Annotated in this window: 15 protein-coding genes and 1 tRNA gene; 6 read left to right on the top strand and 10 right to left on the bottom strand. The window is 61.9% G+C overall.

The genetic code is table 11. The annotated features are described in order from the left end of the window. The first annotated feature begins 139 nt into the window (after nt 1-139). Nucleotides 140-1813: a glucose-6-phosphate isomerase gene (gene pgi, locus ACWHRL_RS11065; RefSeq protein WP_447893697.1), complete on the top strand. Its 1674-nt coding sequence runs from the start codon at nt 140-142 to the stop codon at nt 1811-1813. Between the two features lie 44 nt (nt 1814-1857). Further along, nucleotides 1858-2712, top strand: coding sequence for a UTP--glucose-1-phosphate uridylyltransferase (locus ACWHRL_RS11060; protein ID WP_447893696.1), 855 nt, complete (start codon nt 1858-1860; stop codon nt 2710-2712). 373 nt (nt 2713-3085) lie between these two features. On the opposite strand, the gene ACWHRL_RS11055 is transcribed toward ACWHRL_RS11060, so the two are convergent. Beyond that, on the bottom strand, nt 3086-4693 hold the full coding sequence (locus tag ACWHRL_RS11055; RefSeq protein ID WP_447893695.1) for a gamma-glutamyltransferase family protein: 1608 nt from the start codon (nt 4691-4693) through the stop codon (nt 3086-3088). A gap of 194 nt (nt 4694-4887) precedes the next feature. Here ACWHRL_RS11055 and ACWHRL_RS11050 point away from each other — a divergent pair, with 194 nt between their 5' ends. Continuing rightward, a complete protein-coding gene (locus ACWHRL_RS11050) occupies nt 4888-5928 on the top strand; it encodes a phytanoyl-CoA dioxygenase family protein (RefSeq protein ID WP_447893694.1) in 1041 nt (346 codons plus the stop codon). 644 nt (nt 5929-6572) lie between these two features. On the opposite strand, the gene rfaH is transcribed toward ACWHRL_RS11050, so the two are convergent. Genes rfaH through ACWHRL_RS11015 form a run of 7 tightly spaced genes read right to left on the bottom strand, consistent with a single transcriptional unit; the run spans nt 6573 to nt 21505 of the window. Beyond that, entirely contained in the window at nt 6573-7091 is a 519-nt protein-coding gene (gene rfaH, locus ACWHRL_RS11045; RefSeq protein ID WP_447893693.1) for a transcription/translation regulatory transformer protein RfaH, read from the bottom strand. 8 nt (nt 7092-7099) lie between these two features. Further along, on the bottom strand, nt 7100-8428 hold the full coding sequence (locus ACWHRL_RS11040; protein WP_447893692.1) for an aminotransferase class I/II-fold pyridoxal phosphate-dependent enzyme: 1329 nt from the start codon (nt 8426-8428) through the stop codon (nt 7100-7102). Further along, nucleotides 8425-15762, bottom strand: a complete 7338-nt coding sequence (locus ACWHRL_RS11035) for a type I polyketide synthase (RefSeq protein WP_447893691.1) — start codon at nt 15760-15762, stop codon at nt 8425-8427. The genes ACWHRL_RS11040 and ACWHRL_RS11035 overlap by 4 nt, the downstream gene beginning before the upstream one ends. Next, nucleotides 15759-17366 carry an LTA synthase family protein gene (locus ACWHRL_RS11030; protein WP_447893690.1) on the bottom strand — a complete coding sequence of 536 codons (1608 nt, stop codon included), beginning with the start codon at nt 17364-17366 and terminating at the stop codon, nt 15759-15761. Before ACWHRL_RS11030 ends, ACWHRL_RS11035 begins: the two co-directional genes overlap by 4 nt. Next, nucleotides 17363-18190, bottom strand: coding sequence for an SDR family NAD(P)-dependent oxidoreductase (locus tag ACWHRL_RS11025; RefSeq protein ID WP_447893689.1), 828 nt, complete (start codon nt 18188-18190; stop codon nt 17363-17365). The genes ACWHRL_RS11030 and ACWHRL_RS11025 overlap by 4 nt, the downstream gene beginning before the upstream one ends. Further along, entirely contained in the window at nt 18187-19422 is a 1236-nt protein-coding gene (locus ACWHRL_RS11020; protein ID WP_447893688.1) for a capsule biosynthesis protein, read from the bottom strand. The genes ACWHRL_RS11025 and ACWHRL_RS11020 overlap by 4 nt, the downstream gene beginning before the upstream one ends. A 1-nt stretch (nt 19423) precedes the next feature. After that, on the bottom strand, nt 19424-21505 hold the full coding sequence (locus ACWHRL_RS11015) for a capsular polysaccharide biosynthesis protein (protein ID WP_447893687.1): 2082 nt from the start codon (nt 21503-21505) through the stop codon (nt 19424-19426). Between the two features lie 461 nt (nt 21506-21966). Here ACWHRL_RS11015 and ACWHRL_RS11010 point away from each other — a divergent pair, with 461 nt between their 5' ends. The 3 genes from ACWHRL_RS11010 to ACWHRL_RS11000 all read left to right on the top strand — a co-directional run bounded on the left by ACWHRL_RS11010 (nt 21967) and on the right by ACWHRL_RS11000 (nt 25091). Beyond that, complete coding sequence (locus ACWHRL_RS11010) at nt 21967-23880, top strand: sensor domain-containing diguanylate cyclase (RefSeq protein ID WP_447893686.1); 1914 nt, start codon at nt 21967-21969, stop codon at nt 23878-23880. A gap of 126 nt (nt 23881-24006) precedes the next feature. Beyond that, the gene (locus ACWHRL_RS11005) at nt 24007-24954 is read left to right on the top strand and encodes an AEC family transporter (protein WP_447893685.1); all 948 of its coding nucleotides are present in this window, start codon (nt 24007-24009) and stop codon (nt 24952-24954) included. A 60-nt stretch (nt 24955-25014) separates the two neighbouring features. After that, nucleotides 25015-25091: transfer RNA gene (locus tag ACWHRL_RS11000), tRNA-Arg, on the top strand. A 57-nt stretch (nt 25092-25148) separates the two neighbouring features. Here the strand turns inward: ACWHRL_RS11000 and ACWHRL_RS10995 are convergent. After that, nucleotides 25149-25478: a HigA family addiction module antitoxin gene (locus ACWHRL_RS10995; RefSeq protein ID WP_447553337.1), complete on the bottom strand. Its 330-nt coding sequence runs from the start codon at nt 25476-25478 to the stop codon at nt 25149-25151. A 4-nt stretch (nt 25479-25482) separates the two neighbouring features. Next, nucleotides 25483-25773, bottom strand: coding sequence for a type II toxin-antitoxin system RelE/ParE family toxin (locus ACWHRL_RS10990; protein WP_447893684.1), 291 nt, complete (start codon nt 25771-25773; stop codon nt 25483-25485). Nucleotides 25774-25865: the final 92 nt, after the last annotated feature.

Below are 25865 nucleotides of genomic sequence, written 5' to 3'. Positions count from 1 at the left end.
AATTTCGAGCTGCCCCGACCCGGCAGTACGCTTATAGCTTTGTAATATATAGCGTTGGTGGCTGGATCAACCAAAGTGGCTCGAAAATTGCTGGTAACAAGATGAATGAATCATCTTCGAAAGACTCAAGGACGACACAATGAATGTATCCACGCTCTCGACTGCCCGGCGTGTCTACACGCCGCTCAATGCCTTGAAGACGCATGCCGAGCAGATTCAGACGAAATCCCTCACCGATTTACTCGCGGGCGACAGCGACGTTGCCCTGCGTCGGAGCAAGGCCCTGCAATTTTCGCTGGGGTCGCTCCATATCGATTTCAGCAAGCAGCGTGTTAGCGAACAAACGCTTGCCCTGTTGATGGACTGGGTGCGCAGCTGCCGGCTGGAAGAAAAGCGCCAGGCCCTGTTTGCGGGCAGCCATGTCAACGTTTCCGAAGGACGCCCGGCGCTGCACATGGCGGCGCGCTGGCCAAGCGATGCCGATGCCCCGGAGGGCATGGAAGAGGCGGTCGCGTTTTGCCAAACCCAGCGGCAAAAGCTCTCGGATATGGTCGAGCGATTGCACGCGCGCCAGTGGTTTGGCGCCACGGGGCAGTCGGTGACCGATGTGGTGCATATTGGCGTGGGGGGCTCCGATTTGGGGCCAAAGCTCATTAGCGAGACTTTGGGGGCCTGCCCCAGCGAGCAGCACGTCAGTGTACACTACGTTTCCAGCATGGATGGTAGCCAGCTTCTACCGTTAATGGAGCGCCTCAACCCGGAAACCACGCTGCTGGTGTTGGCTTCCAAATCCTTCACCACCGCCGATACCCGCTTCAATGTGAACACCGCTTTGAGCTGGCTTAGCGAGGCGCTCGAGATCGACGTGGCAACGCTTTGCCGCTTTCAGCTGGTGGGTGTGTCGACCCGCGCGGATAAAATGAGCGAGTTTGGTATTCCCGAGGCGCACCAGCTCCACTTCAAGGAGTGGATCGGTGGGCGTTTTTCGCTCTGGTCGCCTATCGGGGTCAGCGTGGCCATGCAGTTGGGAATGGCGTCTTTCGAGCGGTTGCTGGAAGGGGCCCACGCGGTCGATCAGCATTTCCTCGAAACGCCATTGGAAGAGAACGTGCCGGTTTTAATGGCCGCGATAGGCGCCTGGAACTCGCAGTTTCTCGATATTCCAACCCACGCCGTGCTGCCCTACGATGCCCGTATGGCCAGCGTGCCCGCTTACCTGCAGCAACTGGAGATGGAATCCAACGGTAAAAGCGTCGGGCTTGATCGCAAACTGGTGCCGCACCCCACGTGCCCCATCATTTGGGGCGATGTAGGGCCCAATGCACAGCACGCGTTTTACCAGTTGCTGCACCAGGGAAGCCATACGGTGAGCGCCGACTTTATCGCTGTCGCGACCCGCGAATGTAATGCCTCGGGTGCGCTGGCCGATTCCCTGCGGGCTCAGGAACATCTGACGCTCGCCAACTGTTTGGCGCAGTCTCAACTGTTTGCGCTGGGGGATGACGCCATTCCGATGGTTTCTCGCGGGCAAATGGCCATGGGGTATCGCGGTAATCAGCCCAATAGCGTTATTTTGATGCAATCTTTGAATGCCTGGAGCATCGGCGCCTTGATCGCGCTTTACGAACACAAGGTTTACGTCCAGTCGGTACTGTGGAACGTCAACCCGTTCGACCAGCCCGGTGTAGAGCTTGGCAAGAAGCTGGCCGAAAGCTTTTATCAGGCCCTCGAAGAGCAGCCGATCGATACGCCCACCGTGCAGGACCCCAGTACGCGGGCATTACTTGAAAAAATACAGGCGTGGCGGCAGTGATCGCGCTTGAACCTACGAAACGCTTTAACGAAAAGGATGATTAGATGACTCAGGTCCGTAAAGCCATTATTCCTGTCGCGGGATTTGGGACGCGCCTTCTGCCGATCAGCAAGGCGATTCCCAAGGAGATGGTGCCGGTGGTCGACCGCCCGTTGATCCAGCACGTGGTCGAAGAGGCGCTGGCCGCGGGCATCAATGAAATTATTCTGGTCACTCGTACGGGGAAGTCCGCCATAGAAGACCACTTCGATGCGCACTACGAGCTCGAAGACTCGCTGGCCAAAAAAGGCAAGGATGCGCTGCTGGAAACGCTTTCAGCGATTGCGCCCCCCCGGTTGAAAGTTACCAGTGTGCGCCAGGCCAATGCCAAAGGCCTTGGTCACGCCATTCACTGCGCGGCCCACTTGCTGGACGACAACGAGCCCTTCGCCGTGATCCTGCCGGACGTACTGGTCAAGCCCCAGGTTGGTAGTGATACCTGCGACCTGGGCCGCATGGTAGAGCGTTGGGATGCCAACCAGGCGTCGCAAATCATGGTGGAAGCGGTGCCTCAGGAAGAGGTGTATCGCTACGGTATCGTCGACTGCGACGAGCCAAACGCCGGCGAAAGCGCCGATATGCGCGGCGTAGTCGAAAAGCCCAAGCCGGAAGAGGCCCCTTCGCGGCTGTCGGTCATTGGCCGGTACGTGCTGCCGTATCGCATCATGGAGCTTCTCGAAGACCAGGCGCCGGGCGCCGGCGACGAAATCCAGCTCACCGATGCCATCGACCGTCTCATGAAGGAAGGCCAAACCGTACAGGCGTTTCGCATGCACGGGCGCACCTTCGACTGCGGCCACATCGAAGGCTGGCTACAAGCCAACAACACCCTGGCCCGCGAAGCCGGGTTCGATATTTAATCGCCGCTGGCCAGTGTTCGCTCATAAAAAAGGCTCCCGAGGGAGCCTTTTTTGGGTCTGATATAACGGTGGCCCCGAACAAATCGCTGGCTAAAGCCTGCTCCTACGGTGCAGGTGACGCACTTGGTTTGCGGGGGCTTTTGTAGGAGCCCAATTTATTGGGCGATGGAAGGCGTCAGCCTTCCTTGGGCCGCGGTGCCACCTTAAAGAGATCGCTGGCTGAAGCCTGCTCCTACGGTGCGGGTGACGCACTTGGTTTGCGAGGGCTTTTGTAGGAGCCCAATTCATTGGGCGATGGCGCCGATAGGCGCCCCGGCCAAGCCTCCTCTTTCGCCTGAGGCGCCTTTCTTTAAACCCTACCTAACCATCAACATTAAACCGGCAATACCGCGCCATCCGCACGGGGTTCGGTGCCGCCTTGCAGCACGCCACTTGCCGCGTCACGCACAATCACCTGGCCGCGGCCGAAGGTAATGCCGCTGGTGCTCTTGACGATATGGTGGCCACGACGCTCCAGGGCTTGAATGAGGTGGTCCGGGAAGCCGGGTTCGACCTCGACGGTTTTGCCTTCTACCCATTTCCAGCGGGGCAGGTCCAGCGCAGCCTGGGGGTTCAAGTGATCCTCCAGCAGGCTGGCAACGACCTGAACGTGGCCCTGGGGCTGCATGTAGCCGCCCATTACCCCAAAGGGCCCCACGGCCTGGTGATCCTTGGTGATGAAACCCGGGATGATGGTGTGGTAGGTACGTTTGCCCGGGCGCAATACGTTGGCGTGGTCTTCCTGCAACGAGAACTGCCAGCCACGGTTTTGCAGGCTGATGCCCGTACCCGGCACCACGATACCCGAGCCAAAGCCATCGAAGTTGCTTTGAATGAACGACACCATGTTGCCTTCGTCATCCGCCGTGGACAGATAAACGGTGCCGCCCAGCAAGGGGTTGCCGTGGGTGGGGTCCAACGCCTCGGTGCCGATCAGCGACCCGCGCTGCTTGAGATACGCCGGCGAGAGCATTTGTTCGACGCTGGGCGTCATGTCGGCGGGCTCGGTGATGTAGCGAAGCCCGTCCACGTAGCCAAGCTTGGTGGCCTCGATACGCCGGTGAATGGATTCGACCAGATCACGCGGCTCGTCGCCCAGCGCTTCGAGAATACCCAGCGCCTGTAGGGCAATCAGGCCGCTGCCGTTGGGCGGAATCTCCCAGATATCGTGGCCGCGATAGCGCACACTAATGGGGTCGACCCACTCCGGCGTGAACGCGGCCAGGTCTTCTTTGCGCAAGAAGCCGCCGTGCTGGCGCGAGAAAGCGTCCATGGCCTCGGCCAATTCGCCTTTGTAGAATGCCTCGGCCCGGGTCTCGCCGATGGCGCGCAGGGTTTTGGCCATCTCCGGTGAGCGCCATACCTCGCCTGGGCGTGGGGCGTGGCCCTCGGGGGCGAAGTGATCGAACCAGGGGGCGAATTCCTGGCCTTCGTACTGGCGATAGCGCTTGAACGCTTGCTCCCAGAGCTGGCTGGCGGTAGGCAGCACCGCGTAGCCGTTCTCGGCAAGCTCGATGGCCGGCGCGATGAGTGCGGCGAAATCGAGCTTACCAAAACGCTCGGAAAGCGCCGCCCAGGCACCGGGCGCGCCGGGTACGGTGACCGGCACCAGCCCATGGGCGGGCATGGTGTCATGGCCCAGCGCCTTGACGGCCTCACACGAAATACCCTCCGGGGCGCGGCCGCTGGCGTTCAAACCGTGCAGCTCGCCATCGACCCACACCAGCGCGAAGGCGTCGCTACCGATACCGTTGGAGGTCGGCTCGACCACGGTCAGCGCCGCGGCGGTGGCGATGGCGGCGTCGATCGCGTTACCGCCGTCGCGCAGAATGTTGGCGCCCACCTGGGCGGCCAGCGTTTGCGAGGTGGCTACCATACCGCGTTTGCCAAAGGTGACCGTTCGGCGGGAGGCGGCGGGGTAGTAGTGAGGGTCGAGCTTCATGGTAATTCCTTGCGCTTGGGGAAGGTGCGGGCTCAATGATCGTTTGTGATATAAAAAATCGATTATTTTTAAGGCATTTGACTATAGGCGAAGCGCAAAAGCGGCGTCAATAGTCGTCAGGCGCCGTCGAGGTTTACCCCCGACCGCGGGGTGTGTCTTAATACCGGCTCTGAAAGTGTGCAGAGGAAGCGGCGATGAAAGCATTAGGGCGATATCTGGTATGGGGAGGTGAGGTCTTCACCGGGGCCAAGTCCTTCAAGGCCAACCCGTTACTGGGTAGCCATCGGCTCAACTGTTGGGGGCTCCACAAGAGCCGTGTTCGGTTGGCCTATTGGATCTCGCGGCTGCGCATGGCCATGTTCGCCCCCGGGGTGCCCAAGGCGGACCGCGAGCAGTTCAACGAGTACGGCTACGTGCTCAAGGAGAACTATCTTACGGAGGCGCACTTCCAGGCGCTGGTAGCGGCCATTGCCCGCTTCGACGGCGAAATTCGCGAGTGCTGCCAGGGCGATGCGCGCACCCACCGCATCCTGCTCACGCCGGAAGTGCTCGACGCGGTACCGGAAGTGAAAGCGGTGCTGGATGACCCGTCGCTCAAGCGGCTGTTTCGCTACTGCAGCGGCCACGCCCGCCTGCCGATCTGCCACATCGAGAACGTGCTCAACGACCCGGCGGCCCCCGATGTGCGCCGCGATCCGCAGAAGAACCTGCATATCGATACCTTCCAGCCGACCATGAAGTTCTGGCTTTATCTGGAAGAGGTCAGCGAGGCGAACGGCCCCTTCATTTACGTACCTGGCTCCAACCGCCCGCACCGTGACCGCTTGAAGTGGGAGCACGACATGAGCTTGAAGGCCAGCCGCCATGCGGATCACTACACCGCCAGCGGCTCGTTTCGGGTCAGCGCCGAAGATGCCGCTCGCTTGGGCAAGGAGGGGCCCCGGGCTTTCTGCGTGAAAGCCAATACGCTGCTGATCGCCAACACCTTCGGCATCCACGCCCGGGGTGACGCCGCGCCGGGCAGCTCGCGCCTGGCGCTTTGGGGTATGAGCCGTACCAATCCTTTTGTGCCGCTACCCGGCATCGGCATCGGCGCGATCAACCGTTTGCAGTACCGCGTGTTGCAGCGTATGCGAGTGCGCGATGATGAGAAAGCCGCCGCCCGCGGCGTTCCTTCCTCCTGGCACCGCATCGAGCAGACCCGCATCATCGAGGAGCGCCCGAAGGCGCCGTAGAATTCGGCCAGGCGTTGCCGCTAACGCGTAAAACCGAAAATGCCCGCTCGAGAGCGTAATGCCGATCAGTTAAGCTTGGCTATCACCTGTGGGACAGAGCTTTAGCTCGCGACGGGTGGCTTGGCCAGGGCGCCTGACGGCGCCATTCGCCGAATTGTCGGACCACCGCTGAAGCGGGCTCCACAACAACGAAATCTTGCATCCATCCCTTGTAGGAGCAGGCTTCAGCCAGCGATGCAGCGCAACGCGCTGCTGGGGTTGGTGATGATGGCAACCAAAAGTGCCGTCGCCACCGAAGGGCGGCTATCGCCGCCATCGCCCAATGGAATTGGGCTCCTACAATGGAATCGTGCCCCATCCCTCGTAAGAGCAGGCTTTAGCCAGCGACGCAGCGCAACGCGCTGCTACAATAGATTTACCGCTCGTTGTGGGTAGGCAAAAGCCTTAACTGATCGGCATTACGCTCGAGAGCGGGCATTTTTGATGGGCTTTGCAACAAAGCGAGGGGTGCCCGGGACGACTACCGAGATGCACTTTCCTCGAGTCTGCTGCGCTGCTCGGCCAGCCGGCGTTGGCGCCGGTAGCCGTAGATACTGTAGATACTGTAGATCACCGACAGGTGTGCGGGGCGCGCTGGCAGGTCGTTAGCGCGACTTCTCGAGGCTTGTGACATCGAGCTCGAGATGCTGGGGGCGGTGGAGCACGTTGAGCAGCACGATGGCGCGCTCTTCGCCCTTGGCGTGTTCGAAGACCGCCTCCAGGTGTTTGAACGGGCCGTCGCAGATGGTGACTTTCTCACCCGCCGTAAAGGTCACGTGGCTGCCTTCTAGGCGATGGGGCTGCGCATAAAGGCTTTGCACCAGGGCGTCCGGCACGGCCACCGGCGTATTGCCGAAGGTCAAGAGCTTGAGCACGCCACGGGTCGAGCGGATCGGCCGCCAGTTGCTGGCGATCTGGTCCAGGCGGATGAACAGGTAGTAGGGGAAGAGCGGCTCGGTCACCGTGACGAGCTTGCCCTGGCGCTTGCGCTTGATTTCCAAAACCGGGTGAAACACCTCGAACGCCTGGTTGGCCAAGTGCTCGGCGGCGCGAAACGACTCGCCGCCCTTGCATTGAATCACGTACCACTGGGCGCTCTCGGCGCTTTTGGTGTCGCTTTGCATGGTGTCGCTCAAACGTTTTGCGCAAGCAGCGCAGCTAACGCATCGAGGGTTTGGTCGATCTGCGCTTTGGTGTGCTCGCAGGAGAGGAAAAACCGCAGTCGGGCGCTTTTTTCCGGTACCGCCGGGTAAAGAATCGGCTGAACGTTGATCGCCTGCTCGAACAGCGCGTGGGAAAGCATGGCCGCCTTGGGCGAGCTTCCTACGATGATCGGCACGACCGCCGAGCCGATACTATGGCCGATATCCATACCCAGCGCCTGGGCGCGGGTCAGGAAGTAGCGGGCGTTCTCCTGAAGCCTGGCGACGCGCTCCGGCTCCTGGGCCATTAGCTCGAGCACCTTGATCGACGGCGCGGCCACCTGGGCGGGCATGCCCACGCTGTAAAGAAAGCCCGGCGCGAAGTAGCGCAGCATTTCGACCAGTGCCTTGGAGCCTGCGATATAGCCGCCGCACCCGGAAAGGGTCTTGCTCATGGTGCCCATCCAGATGTCGACCTCGGTCGGGTCGATCGCGAAGTGCTCGCGAAGCCCAAGACCGGTATCGCCCATCACGCCAAACGAGTGGGCTTCGTCCACCATCAGCCAGACCTGATAGCGCTTTTTCAGCTCGATAAAGCGCGGCAGATCCGGGATGTCGCCATCCATGCTGTAGAGGCCTTCGATCACCACGATCACGCGCTCGAACTGCCCGCGTTGACGTTCGAGCAGCGCTTCCAGAGCATCCGGGTCGTTGTGGTTGAACCACATCCGCTTGGCGCCGGAGAGCTGGGCGCCCACCAACGAGCTATTGTGGATGTACTCGTCGTGGAGCACTAAATCCTTGGGTCCCAGCAGGTAGCCCAGGGTGGAGACGTTGGTGGCGTGGCCGCTAACGAAGGCGACCGCGTCTTCCACGGCGTAGGTGCGCGCAATGGCCGCTTCGAGCTCGCCATGAATGGGACGCTCGCCGGACACCACGCGGCTGGCCGACACCGACGTGCCGTAATGAGCGGCGGCATCCGCGGCGGCTTGAATCACCCGCGCATCGCCGGAGTAGCCCAAGTAGTTATAGCTTGCGAAGTTGATGCACTCGCGCCCGTCGATCACGCTGGTGGCGCCGGCCTGGCCTTCGTGCACCTTGAAAAACGGGTCCACCAGGCCCAGTTGCTTGGCGGCGTCGCGCATCATGGTGAGCTGCTGGGCGCCCGGGTGGTCTTCGAAGCGCGTAAAGCGCTCGGGCACGGGCTGGCCTTTCGTTTGCGCCGCGGGCTCGCTGCTGGCAGCCGGCCCGCGGGTGCTGGGGCGGCTGCGCGCCTTTTCCAGCAGCTGTCGTTTTAAATCGGAACGCTTGGCGGTCATGGTGTCTCGGTAGTAGAGGGTGTCGCGGGCGCTTTTAGCTCGTCGGCGCCGTGGCGAGCGGCCAGAGAGGCTATCGCATCCTGTGGCGACTCTTCAACATCCTCATCCCCATGGTGGAGCTTTTTGATCAGCACCCCCGCGAGCTTGTTGAGCGTCGAAGCTTCACTAAGCACCATTACCGGCACCTGTACGCCCAGGCGGTTCTCGATGGCGGTCATCAGCTCCACGCCCATCAGCGAGTCGAAGCCCATGTCGTACACCGAGCGGTCGACGTCGATCTTCTCTTCCTCGATCAGCAAAATGCTGGCGAGTTCCGCGCGTAAAAGCTCGGTGACCGTTTGCTGAAGCTCTTCCGGAGAAAGGTCCGCCAGTAGCGCACTGATATCGTCGTCGCTGTCCGCGCTGGTGTCGTCGTCGCTTTGGCGGGCAAGCTCGTCAAAGCGCGGCGCAGCGGCGGTGGGCAGAAAGCGCGCCAGCGCCCCCCACTCGAGCTCCAGCACGCCCAGGCTTGCGCCGGGGGTGATCAGCATCTGCTCCAGCACGTTGAGCGCATCCGCCGAGCGCAGGGCCGAACCGCCCAGGCGCTCTTGCAGGGCGTCGCGGGTGCGCGTGTTACGGGCAAGGAAGCCGACGTCTTCGATGGCGCCCCAGCGTACGCAGGTCGCCGCCAGGCCTTTTTGGCGGCGGTGTTCAGCGAACGCCTCCATCCAGTGGTTGGCCGCCACGTAGTTGGCCTGGCCTGGGTTGCCGAACAGGGTCGTGGCCGACGAATAGAGGATGAAGAAATCCAGCGTGTCGTTTTGAGTGAGCGCGTCCAGGTGGCGGGCGCCCTCGATCTTGGGTGCCAGCACGCTCTGGATGCGCGCGGCGTCCAGGTTGCGGATCAGGCCGTCGTCGATCACCGTGGCGGCGTGAACGATACCGCGCAGCGGGTGAAGCTCGCCCCGGGCGCGTTCGAGCACGTTTTCAAGCGCAGCACGGTCGGTAATATCGCAGGCCGCGGCCAGCACCTTGACGCCTTGCGCCTCGAGTTTCTCGACCGCCTGTCGAGCGGCCTCGGTACGGGTGCCGCTACGGTTTAATAGAATCAACTGGCGCGCGCCCTTGCTCACCAGCCACTGGGCGGTTTTAAGGCCAAAGCCGCCAAGCCCACCGGTCACCAGGTAGCTGGCATCGGCAGGCAGGCTGAGCGTGTCCTGGCCCAGAGTGTTGCGCTCGGGGGCGGCGATCGGCGCGTCATAGGTGACGACCACTTTGCCGATCTGGCGGGCCTGCTGCATGTAGCGGAAGGCGTCGACCACCTGGCTGTGGGTGAAGGCGGTAAACGGCAGCGGGCTCAGGGTGCCATCGTTGAATAGCGCCATCATCTCGGTGAACAAGCGCTGGGTCAGAGCGGGCTGCACCTTCATGAGCTGGTCCGAGTCGATGCCGAAGTAGCTCAGGTTGTTACGAAACGGACGCAGGCCGATCTGGGTGTTTTCGTAGAAGTCGCGCTTGCCCAGTTCCAAAAAGCGGCCGAACGGGCGCAGCGCGCGCAGGTTCTGGTTGATCGCTTCGCCGGCCAGCGAGTTCAGCACGATATCCACGCCTTCCCCCTGGGTGTCGCGCAGAATCTCTTCGGCGAAGGTGAGCGAGCGCGAATCGTAAAGGTGCTCGACGTTCATCAGACGCAGGAAGTCGCGCTTCTCTTCCGAGCCGACGGTGGCGTAGATCTCTGCCCCCATCCACTGGGCGATTTGCAGCGCGGCGATGCCCACACCGCCCGCGGCGCCGTGAATCAGCACTTTTTCACCGGGTTCCAGCCGCGCCAGATGCTTGAGCGCGTAGTACACGGTAAAGAAGGTGGTGGGGATCGTCGCCGCCGCGGCGAAGCTTACCCCCTCGGGCAGCGGGGCGATGGCGTGCTGGCCCGCAATCAGCTTGTCGCTGAAGCTTGCCGGGCCAAAGCCGACCACGGCCTGGCCGGGGGTGACGTTTTGTACGTTGTCGCCCACCGCGATGACCTCGCCGGAGAACTCGAGGCCAAGCGTTGGCCCGGCAAAGCCGTTCTCGATCGCTTCATCGGATAAAAGGCCGAGGGTATACATCACATCGCGGAAGTTGAGCCCGGTGGCCTTGACGCGCACTTCGACGTCATTGGCGCCCAGCGCCGGTAGCGCCCGGGGGCGCCACTGAAGCTGGCGCAACTGGCCGGGTAGCGCAAAGCCAAGCGTCATCGCCTGGTGCGGCGCGCCGGTATCCGGCCCCGGTGCGTGGGGCGCGGCCTGGGTGCGCAGGCGCGTTGCGAAGCGCGCGCCGTCGGCGTGTAGCACCAGCTCGTTTTCGCCGTCCGGTGTGGCAAGCGTCTGGGCAAGAGTGGCCAGGGCTGCGTCGCTTAGCGGGTCGGGTAGTTCGACCAGCGTGACCGTATGGCCCACGGCTTCGTTGGCAAGCGAGCGGCCAAAGCCCCAAAGCGCGGCGTCGAAAGAGCCCGCCGGCCCCTGGGCGTTGAAACCGTGGGTCGCCAGCCACTGCGTGGGCGGGCAGCCCTGGTTTTCCAGGCCGCTGCCTTCCAGCGCAAGCGACCACTGCTGCGCGCGGGTGCAGCGCGCGGTTTGGCCGGGCGTGGTGGTGGCGCCCAACCCGTGAAGGTCGACGATATTGACCGGGCCCGGGGCGCTCGCGGCGTGTTCGAGCAGGCCTTCGCCTGCGCTTTGCAAAATGCGCGCAGGTTCGTCGCCGCTTTCGACCAGCCAGGTTTGACCCGGCGGTAGCGTTTCCTGCAGGCGCTCGCCCAGGGGGCGAGTGGCGGCGTCCGTCACGATGATATGACGCGTGACCACGGGGCTTGCCGCAGCCGGTGTGCCGGTGGCCCGGCCGTGAAGCATATAGGCGCCGCCGTCGTCCTCTTCCAGGGCAATGGCCGGCGAGAGCTCGAAGCCCAGGGCGCTCAGCCACTCGACCAGGTGCGCTTGCTCGACTGGCGCGGCGTTCAAACCAGGCGTTGCCAGCACGTCATCCAGCCAGCGGCTGGGGTTGACGCCAACGACCAACACCTGGGCGTCGGCGGCAAGCCGCTCGGGCAGCGCTTCGATCAGCGCGCGGGTGCGCTCGGCGCTGGTCACGTCCACGCTGATGAAAGCGAACTGGGCTTTTTGGGCTGGCGTAAGGGCGGCGCCGTTGTCGCTAAGCGCCGCCACGTCGATCAGCGGGAAACGTTCCTGAAGCTGCAGCGCCTGGTGTTTGGCGGTGTCTGTGGTGGTCAACGCGCGGTAGGCGTAGCGGCCGTTGTCCGCCGTGTTTAACAGCAGCGGCTCGAGCAGGCGCTGGCCAAGTGCCGGCGCGCAGGGGCCCGCTTCCAGCAGGTTCAGGCGCTGGCCATTGGGCAGATTCGTCAGCGCTTCGCTCACCAGTGCCTCGAGGCTTTCGGCCAGAACGTTCCAGCCGTTTTCGCCGATCAGCACGCGGTTGAGCTCGCTAAGCTGTTCCGGGGTGATATTGAGCGAGGCCGCGTCTTCTTGGCCGCTGGCCAGCGCTTTGCGGTGAAGGCCTCGCCGGCCGACCAGATGAATCGGGGCGAAGTAATCCGGGTAGTCCTGAACCAGTAGCTGCCAAATCGCCTCGGGGGGCGGGGTGTCGCTGCTCTCTTCTGGCGTTTGGGCAAACGCCTCGCTCAGGCTGTCCAGCAGCGGGGCGATCTCGGCGGCGTAGCGCTGGCCGGTGGCCTCACCGTAACGCTCGCCAAGCGCGGCCAGGGTGGCCAATGCTTGCTCGGGAAGCGCCTGCGCCGAGGCGTTCAGCGGGGCGGGGGTGAGCGCGACATCGATATAGCTTAGCTCGTGATGATGGGCGCGGTTCAGGCGGATCGCCTTGAAGCGGGTTTCGCTGAGTACGGCGACCGCGCGGCCGCGGGCATCGTACAGCTCGAAATCCGCCGTGAACGAGTGGGGCGCACGCTTGCCCATGACCGCCCGGGCCAGCACCGGCGCACCGGCCTCCAGGTCGACCTGAATACGGCCGACCCGCACCGGTACGAAGGCGAGCCCTTCGGCAAAGCCCTGATGGCTTGCCAGCAGCGGGATGAACATCTGGAAGGCACTGTCCAGAATGCCCGGGTGCAGGTGTAGCGAAGCGCGCTGGGCGTCGGTATCAGCGTCCAGCTCGATCTCGCCGATGACCGTATCGTCATCCAACCAGCCGCGCTTGATGGCCTGAAACGCCTCGCCATAGTGCAGCCCGATGGCGTCGGCCAGTGCGAGGTGCTCGTTTAGCGTGTAGTCCGGCGCGCGCTTGGGAAGCGCGGGGGCGGTGCGGTCCAGCAAAAAGCCGCGGCTTTCGCGCATGGTGCGCGCGACGGCGTTGAGCTGCCATTCGCTCTCGGCGGCGGGTTCGCGGGAGTGAATGGCGATTTGGCCGCTGTCCGGGTCCAGGTGCAGGCGCGCGGTGCGCCCGTTAGCGCCATCCAGCAGCAGCGGCGCACGGATCTCGAGCTCTTCGACATCCAGCAGCGCCGTCTCTTTTTGCGAGGCGTTGGCCGCCAGCGCCAGTTCGATAAAGCCCGCGCCCGGGAAAACCGCGCCTTCGCCGACCACGTGGCCAGCAAGCCAGGGCGTGCGCTGGGTATCCAGCTGGCTCTCCCAGGTGTTGGCCTGTTGGGCCAGCCGGTAGCCCAGCAGCGGGTGCTCGTAGTAGCGCGCCAGCAGCCCTTGGCCGTCGCCGGTGCCGGGCACCCAGTAACGGGTGCGCTGCCAGGCGTAGCGGGGCAGGTCGACGCGCTGGCCTTCGACCGGGAAAAAGCCCTGGGTATCGAAGGCGAGGCCGCTCAGCAGTAGCTGGCCCAGGCATTTGGTAAGAACTTCGAAGCCATTTTTGTGGCGCTCGAGGGTACCGGCCACCAGCCCCTGGGTGTCGAGATTGCGAAGCGTCTCGCTTAGGTAGCGGCGCAGGATAGGGTGCGCCCCGACCTCGACGAAGACGTTGTAGCCTTGTTCGATAAGCGTCGCTGCGGCGCGCTCGAAAAGCACCGGCTCGCGAATGTTGAGCCACCAGTAGTGGGCGTCGAGGGCACTTCCTTCGCTGAGGGCGCCGGTCACGGTCGAGTAGTAGGGGATCGATGTTTCGCCCGGGGTAATGTCGCTGAGCGCATCGATCACCCCTGCCTGGATGCTGTCCATGGCGGGGCTGTGGAAGGCGTAGTCGAGCGGTAGGCGCTTGGCGAAGATATCTTGGCCCACCAACTGTGCTTCGAGCGCTTGTAGCTGCCCGGCATCGCCGGCCAGGGTGATCCCCTTGGGGCTATTCACCCCGGCCAGGCTAATGCGGTCGAACGCCGGCATTTCAAGCCAAGGGGCAATGTCCTCGGCGCTGGTCGCCACGGCGGTCATTTCGCCCAGGCCCCGGGTCATGCCCTGGTAGTGGCTGCGGTAGTAGATAACCTTGACGGCGTCTTCCAGACTCAAGGCGCCCGCCGCCCAGGCAGCGGCGACTTCGCCCACGCTGTGGCCAAACACCGCTGCCGGCGTCACACCCCGGGCCTTGAGCCACTGGGTGAGCGCTACCTGTAGCGCGAACAGCGCAGGCTGAGCGATTTCCGTGCGATCCAGGCGGTTTTCCCCGGCGTTGTCGCTCTCACCGTTAAGACCTGCCAGCTCATCGCGTAGGGAGAAGCCACCCAGCTTTACGAACAGCGCATCGACCTCGTCTATGGCTGCACTGAATGTGGGTTCGTCCAGCAGGTTCTTGCCCATGGTTTCCCATTGGCAGCCGTTACCGTCATACACGAATACCGGGCCCTGGGGGGCGTCGAGTTTATCGAGTTTGATGACGTGCTTGGTGTCACCGTCGGCGAGTTCCTTGAGCGCGCTGATGGCTTCAGCCGTGGTTTGGGCAAAGCATAGCCCGCCCACGCGGTGGTGCTCGCGGTGGTGGAAAAGCGTATGGGCAATATCGTAAAAGCCTTGCTCGCTTTGCTCCAAATGGGTGACGAGGTTAGCGGCGTTGGCGGCCAGGGCGTCTTCGCTGCGCCCGCTAACGCGAATGGGCAAAGGCGCGTTTGCGGTATGGGCGGGCGGCACCTGTTTTTCCGGCGCGCTCTCCAAAATGACGTGAGCGTTGGCGCCCCCAAAGCCGAAGGAGTTGATGCCGATTACCAAGCGGCCTTCGGCCTTGAGCGGCTGCGCCTTGGTGACGACGCTGATATTCCACTCGTCGAATTTGATATTGGGGTTGAGTTTGCGAATGCCGATCGTCGCGGGCACTTCCCGGTATTTGAGGCTGTAAAGCGCTTTGGCAAGCCCGGCTACACCCGAGGCGGTTTCCAAGTGGCCCAGGTTGCTTTTGACCGAGCCGATGGGCAGCGGCGTTTGGCGGTGTTGGCCAAGCGCCTCGCCAATGGCGCGGGTTTCGATGGGGTCGCCCACCGAGGTGCCGGTACCGTGAGCCTCAAGATAGTCGATTTCATCCGGCGTGATGCCCGCCTGCTCGTAGGCGCGGCGCATCAGCGCAACTTGCGCGTCCGGGTTGGGGACCGTAATGCCCGATTTATAGCCGTCGGTATTGACCGCCGAGCCCGCGACCACGGCCAAAATATTGTCGCCATCGGCGATGGCCAAATCGTAATCTTTTAAAAAGAACAGCCCGGCGCCTTCCGAGCGCACGTAGCCGTTGCCGGCTTCGTCGAACACCTGGCAGCGGCCGGTCGGCGAGAGCATGCTCGCCTTGGAGAAAATGATGAACCCATAGGGGTGCAGGTGCAGGCTAATACCGCCGGCCAGCGCCATGGTGGTCTCGCCGCTTTTGATCGACTGGCAGGCCTGGTGAAAGGCGACCATGGACGATGAGCAGGCAGTGTCCAGCGACATGCTCGGGCCGTGGAAATCGAACACGTAGGAGAGCCGGTTCGAGGCGATGCTCGAGGTATTACCGGTCGCCGTGGAGGCGTCGATCGCTGCCATGTCGTCGGCTAAGAGGTAGGAGTAGTCGAGACTCGCCACGCCCAGAAACACGCCGCATTCGCTGCCGCGCAGGTCAGCCGGCTTCATACCGGCGTTTTCGATGGTCTCCCAGGCAAGCTCCAACAGCATGCGCTGTTGCGGGTCCATGTTGGCGGCTTCCCGCGGGGAAATACCAAAAAACTCTGCATCGAAGCCGCTGATGTCGCCAAGGCTACCGGCGGCAAAAGACACGCTGGTACCGGGGTGGCGTTTGTCCGGGTGCCAGAAAGCGTCGTGGCTCCACCGGTCCGGCGCCACTTGGGTCACCAGGTCTTTTTCGGCTTGCAGATTTTGCCAGAACGTTTCAGGGGTGGTGCCGGGGAAACGATGGGCGGCGCCGATAATGGCAACGCGTTTAGTCATTCTTGCTCCTGCGGTTCTGGATCTGCCTTGATCTGTTCGCTATTTCTATCGTGCCCAAACGCCCGCTCATACAAGGCGATACCCAATTCCTGCGCCTTCAAGGGGGTGGTGTCGGTGGCCACGTGGTCCTGGCGTTTCGTTGACCATATCATGTAAGGCGTCTCTCCCGTAGGGGCGCCGTAGTGTGCGTAGGCCTCGGGCAAAATGGGCACGTGGTCGCCGTAAAAACCCAAAAGCCCTGGGCGTTGGGTCACGCTCAGCGCTGCTTTTATCTGCTCGAGCATTGCGTCCGCTTCACCCAAATGCTTGAGGTAGACGGCCAGGTCTTTCAAGTGCCTGGCAGGGGGCCAACTGGCACCCGGAAGCACCGTGCTCATCCGTGTTTGTTCCGGCGCTTCCAAGTGCAGCGGGCCATGATTTTCCATGGTAATGACGAATACAAAGAGCGGCCTATTATCGTCATCTTCAAGCAGACGTCCAACCTTTCGTGCAACCGCGCGGTCACTCATGTACTGGCCGAATTTATCTTCAGCGGCAAAATCGTTGATATCGATGAACGAATCGAAGCCAAGTTTGGGGAAAACCTGGTCGCGCTTATAGAAAGAGCCAAGATAAGGGTGAACGCACACCGTGCGGTAGCCCTTGGCCTTGAACGCCGACGCAAGGCTAGGAAGCCCTTGGCGGGCCAGCGTATGGTAGGGGTTGAACTGGCGCGCGCCCCAGGCGCTGGCCGGCAGACCGGTCAGCACGCCGCATTCGGTGCGCACGGTATTGGCCCCCCAGGCCGGCACACTCAACGTGCCTTTTTGTAGCGCCTGGGACCAGGTGGCATCGAAGTGGCTAAGTGTTTGGGGGGCGACATCGGCGCACCAGGGCCGAGGGTCGAAAAACGATTCGCTTTGCACCAGCACTACGTGAGGGTGTGGCTCGTCCGGCTTGCTCGGTGGCGCGGCTTTATAAGTATTGGCATTGAAAGGGGCGTCGTCAGCGGTCGGCGCTTTCGAGCGAAATAGCGCCACGCCGTATGCCCAAAGGCTTGCGAAAAGCCCTAAACGACACATATCCGCGGCGGGCTGAAACGTGACCGGCGGGCACTTTTTCAAACCCGTTACGACCAGCCCAGCCCCGGCCAGCAACAATAACGCCAACTGAACGAGTACCTGGCCGGCGTCCCACCGGCTTAAAAGCGTTGGCTCGAAATATAAAAAGGCGCCGATCGCCAACGCCCCGGCCGTGCTTGCCGCAATGGCCAGCCCAATACCGAAAAACGGCACGTAGAGGCGCGGGTGCAAAATCGCATCCCAGAAGTATTCGAAATCGTGGCAGATGAACGGCTCTTTGAGGGTGTGCGATTTGGTATTGCTGGACTGCACCACGACCAGCGTTAGCGACAGCGCCAGCACCACCGCAAACCAGGGGCGCTGAAACACCAGGCTGAAAAGGCCAAAAAGCACGCACCAGCTACCGATATGCACGGCGTTAACGCCGAGGCCACGCTGGGTAAACGGCGCGGGGCGCGGGCGCAGGCAGGCCTCCATCACGTAGCTGGCGACCAGCCCCAGCAAGAAGGGCACCCAGAGTGCTTGGGTAAGGCTTTGCATCATGGCGCCTCCAGGTGGTCGAACCCCAGGCGCTTGATGAGCCACTGGGAAACGCCGGCGGGCAGCACGGCCAGCCACCAGGTGCCGAAATTGAGCGGAAACGGAAAGCTGACCCGGGCGCGGTTGGCGTCGATGCCGCGCTTGATCACACGCGCGGCACGCTCCGGCGGCCACTCGAAGGGCTTGGGCCCCGGCATGGCGTTGCACATGGGCGAGGTAACGTAGCCTGGCATGACCACGGTAACCCCGATATTAAACGGCGCAAGCAGGCCCCGGAGCCCTTCGCCGTAGGCCTTGATACCCGCTTTGCTGGCGCTGTAACTGGGTGTTGATGGCAGGCCGTGCCAGCCGGCCAAAGAGCTGATCAGTACCAGTTGGCCCTTACGGCGCGCCTTCATGGCGGGCACCAGGTGCTGGGTCATGCTGATCGGCGTTTTCAGGTTCACATCCAAAAGCGCCTGAACGTCTTGCCAGGCCTCGAGCTCACCCGGCCCCTGGGGGTGGGTGTTTTTACCCGCGCAGGCGATCATGACATCGGGTACCTGCTCGGCGCACACGCCGTGTAGCCACTCGGCCAGAGCGCTTTCGTCGGTGATATCGACGCTCGAGCACGTCACCCGAGCCCCGGCCGTCTCACATTCCCGGGCCAGTAAATCGAGCGCCTGGCTATTGCGGCCGTGAATCACCAGGTGCCAGCCCGCACGGGCGTAAAGCCTGGCCAGTGCGCCGCCAATGGCGCCGGTGGCGCCGGTAATCAAAACGCACGGGGTGGCTGGCGCGGCGCTTTGGTCATCGCCGGGGGTGGTGGGCGGTAGCGTGTCGTTCAAAGCAGCTTCTCCAAAGGCGAGGGGCTGGCCTCTAGTATACGGGCGGTATTGCCGACCGCTAAATCGATCCCCGTTGGGCAGTAAAAGCCGCCGTTGACCTGGGTAGTGTGCATCACAGTGGCACGAAAATAGCCGAACAGCGCGCTATTGGGCGCCGCCGGCGCGTGCCAGAACTCGTCCAACGGCCCGCCGCTGGTAAGCCCGGTCAGGTTGTAGATCGGGTCGCTCAGCGCAAAAGTAGGGCAGGCGTTTTCAAGCGCCACGATCCCCACGGTGCTGTTGACCGTGACCGCACCCGCGGCGTGCTTGAGTAGCGCCTCCAAATCGCCGGACTCCAGGTAGACGATGCGCCCCTGCAAACCGTAAAACCGCGCCAGGCGCTCGACGGTATTGGCGTGGCTAATCAGGCGCATATCCAGCGGGTGGTTTTTGATACATAAACGCGCGTTGGCCGGGGCGTGCTGGGCAAACGAGCCCAGCACGTGATCCATCACCTCGGCCATGTCGGCGTAGGGCGAGTGATCACGGATCTGGGCGTCGGTATCGAGCTGTAGCGGCAGCAAAAAGAACGGGGCGCTTGCTTCGATCAGCGCTTTGATGCGTGCGTTGTCGCGTTTTTTCCACTGCTTTAAAAGCGTAAAACGCTTGATATAGCCGGCGTACTCTTTCGGCGCGGTAATGCTCGAATGGTTACGGTAGTGCGGCGCCACCAGCGGGTTGGCAAGCCCGGCCAGGTGGTAGGCGACATCGTGGCGGGCGCGCATCTTGAACGAGGACTTAAAGCGCACCGGCTTTGGCGGCGTTGGCAGCGCCTTGCCGGTTTCAAAGAACCAGTTCGGGTCCCGGGGCAGCAGCGAGTGGCCGTTGACCCCTTCGCGCTCCAGGGTGATCCAGAAAGGGCGAAAGTAACCCTCTTCCAGCACGTGGGTGCGAATACCCGCAGCCGGGGCGTTGTCGATGGCGGCGCGGTGAACGGGGCGGCGGTCGCCGAACAAAAGCTGGTCGGTGATCGCGTAGCGCTGCCAAAGCATTTGCAGAAAGCCTGGCAGTTCATCGAGCTTACCGCGGAAAAGGTGGCTTTCGCCCAGCGACCGGCTCCAGTAGGCGATATCGCCGGCGTTGAAGTGTACCTTCACCACCCGGTGCCCATCGCGGATTAGCTGGCTTGCCAAGCGCTGATAAAAGGGCGAGCAAACGCCTTGCAGAAATAAGAATGCGCGCTTTTGTATCAACTCAATGGCTTCCAATAAAGAAATGACGGTAGTAGCGGTAAAGGCGCTGCCGGGTGCTCAGTGCGGGGGCTTTGGCGCGGGCCTGTTCCAACAGCGTAACGGCGGTTTCCGCGTTACAAAGCTGACGCGTGCGTGGGTCGACGTAGGTGGGGTAGCGTATCAGCGTACCGGCCACGAGCTCATCCAGGCTCAAGTGGCGGGTACGCCGGGTACACTGCATGGCGTCCAACGTTAACCCCCAGCCCGCATAAAAAGGCAGCCCGTAGGTGCTGACCTGGCAGCCGCGCAGCAGCGCCTCGAACCCGGTGAGCGAACTCATGGTGTGAACCGCCTCTACCTGCTCCAGCAGCGCCGAGATGTCCAGATGGCTGGCGTCGAGATCATACAGGGTTGCGGCCTGGTTATCGAGTTTACCCACCCGCGCACCGCTCAACACATCCGGGTGCGCTTTGTAGATGATGAACGCGTCCGGGTGCGCGCTGCGCACCGCTTTTAAAAGCGCGCTGTTGGTGCTCACCTGGGGCGAGCCCGTGGCGATCGAGGCATCGCTCTCCACCTGGCCCGGTACCAAAATCCTGCGCACGTGACCGGGTAGATCGAGCGCCGTTTGCCCTTGAACGTTGTATTTCGAGAGCTTGAGCGTGACCAGCCGGGTGCGAAGCGCGGCCGCGCGTTTAAGCTCATCGTCAGTAAATACGCTGTCGCTTAGCAGCGTTTCCAGATCGCTTGGCTGGCTGGGGTCGTAATAAATGCCCCGACGGTCGATGACCAACGAAAGCGGCCGGGCCAGATCCACTCCCAGCCCCACCGAGCGTATGAAGCCGTCTTCTATTCGCCATAGCCGCTTGAGCTTTGCCGGGTAGCGCGCCTTGAACGCCGCATCGATACGGCTCGACCATACCAGCAGGTGCGGGGTTTGCTCGCTGCCTTCTGGGGATGGAGTGGCTGGCGCCGGCGTTGCTTGCCCTGGTGTTTGAGCCGGCGGGTCCTCGGGCAGCGTTTTTTGAAAATCGACCGTGGCGGCGGGGCCCAAAAAGTCCCCGATAAAGCCGCGCTTCCAAACCGAGAAGCCATAGGCTTGCCAGTGCCCCTGCAGGCGCTCCTTTTGGCGTTTTTGGTCCTGGATCAGCGCAATGGTGGCTTCCAGGCTGCTGGGCTCGCCGGTGTAGGGGTTGGCGTAACGGCTGTAGCGCAGGTAGGCGGCGGCAAACACCTCGGCAAGCGTGCGCCTGGCTACCCGGCGCGGGCAGGCGAGCTGGTCCTGAGTGAGCCCCCAGCCGGCGTAGAAGGGCAGGCCGAAGCAGTGGACGGTCTTGCCGGCGACCAGCGCCTCGAAACCAAGCTGGCTGGTGACGACATACACGGTGTCGACCTGGTCAAATAGCGCCCAGGGGTTGAGATCCTGGCTGATCACCCGACAACGAGGGTGATCGGCGGCGCCCAGCAGGTGGCCCTGTTTGGTGCCGGCGACGACATCCGGATGAATCTTGACCCATATAGTGCTTTGCGGGTGCGCCGCTAGCGCGTGCTCCAGCATCCGGGTAAAGCTTGCCGACGAGGCCTGGCCGTAATGAATGGAGGCGTCGTTGGCGGTTTGGTCCACCACCAGCACGTTGGCCTCAGACGTATTTTTAGCAGACGTGCCTTCAAGCGGCGTATCCGGGGCGTGGTTGTACTTCGATAGCCGCCCGCGCTCGAGCAAGGCCATGCAGCGCTTGGCGCGTGCCAGCTCCTCATGTTCGAAGACGGCGTCATTTAGCTGGTTTTCGAGATCGCTTGGGCGCGTGGCGTCGTAATAGATGCCGGTATAGTCGGCTACCAGGCTTTGCGGTTGGTAGCCCTGCGCCCCCAGCCCCAGGGACCTGATAAAGCCATCTTCCAGGGACACGTAGGGAAGCGCGTGGCGGGCAGCAAAACGCCGGGCGCGCAGGCTGGTGGGTTTGAGCCCCCAGCCAATGACGGCGCTGGGCGGGCCGGAAAGCGGCCCAAGGCGTCTCAGTGCGTCAAATTCAGGCAGCAGTGCGTGAAGGTGGGGAATTTTACCAATCCCTTGCGAGGTGTAGCCTGCCGTGTGTTTTGCCATGTAACGCCATAGATCCTGGGGTGAAAGCCGTCATCGGGTCGGAATGTTACGCAGTTCGACCTTTCAAATGCCATAAAGTGTACGAAAATAATCCCCCTTCATTCCCGTGAATAAGGGCGTATTTTGAATGACTTGTTAGCAAGAATTAATTAAGGTGGAAATGTTGGTTAGAGTATGTGAGCCTTAAAAAAATAATTAAAACTAGCTTTGCCGCCTGAGTTGGCAATGTAGGCTAACCCATTTGCAAGATTACCCGCATCCGGCTGCTGATCGAGACTCTTAGGTACCCGGCGGCTTCATGGCGGCTAGCATTCTACTGCCACTGTCGTTCAAAGAAAATTGACGAATAGGTACAATCGGTGCTGCCAGCCCACTTACACAAAAGACTGACCCCATTTCGGTCCCTCAAAAGCCGACTGCTGCTGGGGCTCTCCGTTACGCTACTGATAGTGGCCGCGATCATGCTGGGGCTAACGTGGCAGGTCGGTAAAAACATGTTGCACGACGCCAACGTAACGCACCTGCGCTACGAGGCCAATCTGGTGTCCGATGAGCTCACCCAGCAGGTCGAAAACCGCATCGACGCCTTGCAGCGTTTGAGCGAGGCGATCGGCACCGCCAATGACGCCGAGTGGGTGCAGTACGAGCTCAGTAAAAACGACTCGCTGCTCGCCTGGTTCGAGGGCGTCGTCGTCAGTAACGCCTCTGGAACCCTGATTGCAGACTGGCCCAGTATCGTGGGGCGAGTGGGCCTGGAAGCCGCCGAGCAGGAGCATTTTCGGATGCTGCGCGGCACGCGAAGCCCCTATGTCAGTGAGCCTTTCGTGGGGCGCGCCAGCAACACGCCACTCGTGCTGGTCGGGGTGCCTCGAATAGACCGGGAAGGCCAGTTTCAAGGTTTCATTGGCGGCGTGGTGAGCCTGGACGCTGGCGGGCTATTTGGCCGCCTGGCGAAAATCCGCCTTGGGGATGACGGCTTCTCGGCCATTTATACGGCGTCCGGCAAAGTTCTTTACCACCCTGACGCGCAGCGGGTGAATACCGCCATTGACAAACCCAGGGCCTACCCCTGGCTCGATATGGCGCTGGATGGCTGGCGGGGTGAGGGAGCCGGCGCGCTTTTCAGCGGCCGTAACCTTTACCAGGCCTACTCCCAGGTGTGGCCGGCCAATTGGATCGTGGCGCTTTATTTGCCGGTCGACCAGGCACAAACCCCCTTGTCGGATTTCATCTACCGGCTATGGTGGATTTGGGTGGCGCTGGCGCTGTTGCTGCTCCCCCTTCTATGGTGGCTGCTGGCCCGCATACTCTCGCCGCTCAACCAGCTCGAGTCGCAAATCGACGAAGTGGGCCAGGGCGGGCGCTCCCACGTGGCGCTGGCCACCCGTATGCAGGAGCTTCAACAGGTCGCGCAGACCTTCAACCGCGTAGAGGACGAGCGCCAGCAGCTGATGACCAATCTCCACGAGCGCGAAGCGTTTTTGGATTCGGTACTGAACTCGAGCCCCCAGGGCATGTTCGTGGCCAACTTCGACGGTCGCATCACCTATATGAACCCCGCGCTTTTGACGATGCTGGGAATACCCCCGGATATGCTCATGGAGGCCTGGCTCAAGCAGATTCACCAGGACGACCGCCAGGGCGTGATCGACCTATGGCAGCACAGTTTAAAAACCGGCCAGGATTACGTGCGCCAACTGCGCTTTACCAAAAGCGATGATGAAATGCTCTGGCTGGATGTTCACGCCCGGGTGGTCATGCTTTCCCAGGGCGGGCACTCGCTGGGGCTTGTCGGGGTGGTCAAGGACATTACCGAGCGCCGCCAGCAGGAAGCCCTGCAGCGCTGGGAAGCCGAACACGACCCGCTGACGGGGCTGCTCAACCGGCGCGGTTTCCTGCGCCGCCTGGAAGAGGCGTTCGCCGATTTCCAAAAAACCAGCACGCCCTCGGCGCTGCTCTTGTTCGATCTCGATCATTTCAAACCGATCAACGATGAAGGCGGCCACGCCCTGGGCGATGAAATGCTGCGCCGGGTTGCCCAGGTGATCGCCTGGGAAGTACGCCGCAGCGACCACGTGGCCCGCCAGGGGGGCGACGAATTCGCCGTGCTGCTACCCAGCTGCACCCTGATTCAGGCGCGGCGCATTGCCGAATCGTTGCGTCAGGCGGTCAGCGAGGTCTCGGTCACCCACGCGGGCAAAGTGTATAACGTCACACTCAGCATGGGCGTGACGCAATTCGACGAAGGCGACGAGTCGGTCGAGGGCTCGCTCGAGCGCTCGGATGCCGCAAGCTACGAGGCAAAGGGCCGCGGGCGTAACGAAGTGGTCGTCAAACTGCCTGGCCAGCTCGACTCCATGACGCTATTCGACTGACACCGGTACGCCGGTGTCAGTCGGCAGGGCGTTGCGGTACTATCTTTCACTCTTATTCGCTCACTCTTTATCCATGATCCGTCATTCCATACCCATGAGACACCCTTTACCCATTAGAGCAGCCCTGTGGACCTTATAGAGCTCTTCGCGCGTACGTTAGACATTACCCTGCCGGTCTTTGCCATGGTGTTTATTGGCATCGTTTTGAAGCGGCTCAAGTTGATCGACCGGGCGTTCGTCTCGACCGCCTCGGCGCTGGTTTTTCGTGCGACCCTCCCGACGCTGATTTTTCTTAGCCTGATCCAGGCGGACCTAAGCGTAGCGCTGGATATCCGCCTGCTGGTGTTTTTTGCACTCGCCACGGTGGGCCAGTTCTTCGTGAGCTGGCTGTGGGCGCGCTACCGGGTGGTTCATTCTGAGCGTGGCATTTACGTACAGGGTGCCTTTCGGGGCAACGGCGGGGTCGTGGGACTGGCCCTGGCCGCCGGCATGTACGGCAATTACGGCCTTTCGGCGGGGAGCCTGCTGCTGGGGCTGGTCATCGTGCTGTATAACGTGCTCTCGGTTTGGGTGCTGTCGGTGTATCAGCCCGGCGCGACCACCAACTGGCGGGCCATGCTCAAAAACATCGCCACCAACCCGCTAATTCTAAGCGTCGTGCTGGCCATTCCCTTTACCGCGCTTTCGGTCGAGCTGCCCAACTGGGTGATGACCTCGGGCAACTACTTTGCCTCGCTTACGCTGCCGCTGGCGCTGATTTGCATTGGCGCCACGCTTTCTGCGGCCAGCCTGCGTAGCGGCCACCAGGTGGCGCTTAGCTCCAGCGTGATGAAAATGGTGGTGCTGCCCGCGGCCTCTACCGTCATCGCCTGGCTTTGCGGGTTCACCGGCGAGCAGCTGGGCCTTTTGTTCCTGTTTTTCGCAAGCCCCACGGCGGCGGCCAGCTTCGTCATGGCCAAAGCCATGAACGGCAACGTGACCCTGGCCGCCAACATCATCGCCCTGACCACGTTAATGGCCAGCCTGACGATTACCCTGGGCATTTTCGCCCTGCGACTGCTGGGCTGGATTTAATGCCACCGGTTGGCCTATACGGCCGGCCGCGCTATACTACGCGCCCCGCAATACCTTAAAGTCCCTGTAGCTCAGTAGGATAGAGCAGCCGCCTCCTAAGCGGCAGGTCGCAGGTTCGACTCCTGCCAGGGACGCCATTTCGCTTCAACACCTGAGTCATACGCCTGAATAAGCAGCCACCCTGAGGGTAGGGGTCAGGCAAATGCCGGGCCGTGGTCTGCTACTACCTTAATGGGATGCGCCCTTCGAATTCGCTCTTGGCTTTTCTTGCTGTGGTAGGCCTTCCAAAGGTCGCTTTTTTGCTGCAAATTGAGCCAGAAGTCAGGCGTATTGCCGAAGACCGTCGCTAGCATAATGGCGGTTTCAGCGGTCAACGCTCGCTTGTTATTGCAAAGTTCGTTGACCAGGCGCGGCGTAGTGCCCATCTGCCGAGCAAGCGCCGATTGAGTAAGCTCCAGCGGCTCAAGAAATTCAAGTGTCAGCATCTCACCAACCGTGGTGGGCTTACGCTCTGTCATCATCATGGCGTCACCTATAGGTGTGCGGGTCTAAATAGATATCACTAGCCTGGCCGTTAGACCACTGGAAGATCAGGCGATATTGCTTGTTTACTCGGATCGAGCATAAATGGGACAGTTTCCCGCTCAAGTGTTCGAAACGATTACCGGGCGGCATCCTCAAGTCAGCCTCCGACACCGATGCATCGATCAAATCCAGCTTGCGTTTCAAAGCACTAGCGATTGTTGATGGAATCGATCCGGTTATTTCTTCAGTCTTGTAAAACTCTTCCAGCCATTGGTCTCTGAACGATTTGATCATATGCAGCCTCTCGTCATTCCATTATACCGCCTAGTGGCATAGGTTCAACTTTTTGCTGAATATGCGAGAGTTGCGATAGCGCCATTCTTACC

It is taken from the genome of Vreelandella sp. GE22, from assembly GCF_968212445.1.
Note: the sequence above shows the minus strand (reverse complement) of the source record. Positions and strands in the feature narration are given on the sequence as shown.